Here is a 540-nt window from a genome sequence, read left to right on the forward strand (position 1 = left end):
CACCCAGATCAATCTGTTTTTTGAGAATTCGACACGCACCCAGTCGTCGTTCGAACTGGCCGGCAAGCGGCTCGGCGCCGACGTCATGAACATGTCGGTGTCATCGTCCTCGATCAAAAAGGGCGAGACGCTGATCGACACCGCGATGACGTTGAACGCGATGCATCCGGACATTCTCGTGATGCGCCATCATGCCTCTGGCGCGGTCGAACTCCTGGCGCGCAAGGTCGATGGCTCCGTCATCAACGCCGGCGACGGCGCCCATGAACATCCGACGCAAGCCCTGCTCGACGCATTGACCATCCGTCGCAACAAGGGCCGCCTCGAAGGTCTCGTGATCGCGATCTGCGGCGACGAGCTGCATTCGCGGGTCGCGCGTTCCAACATTCTCCTGCTCAACACGATGGGCGCACGCGTCCGCGTGGTCGCGCCCTCCACGCTGCTGCCGCCGGGCATCGAGCGCATGGGCGTCGAGGTCGCGCGCGATATGCGCGAGGGCCTCAACGGCGCCGACATCGTGATGATGCTGCGGCTGCAGCG

Annotated in this window: 1 protein-coding gene; it reads left to right on the plus strand. The window is 63.9% G+C overall.

Translation table 11 applies throughout. The features are described 5' to 3' along the window. A partial coding sequence (locus AC1DU6_RS35500) for an aspartate carbamoyltransferase catalytic subunit (protein ID WP_477863299.1) occupies nucleotides 1-540 on the plus strand: 540 nt, incomplete at both ends.

Source organism: Roseateles sp. P5_B10 (assembly GCF_056400485.1).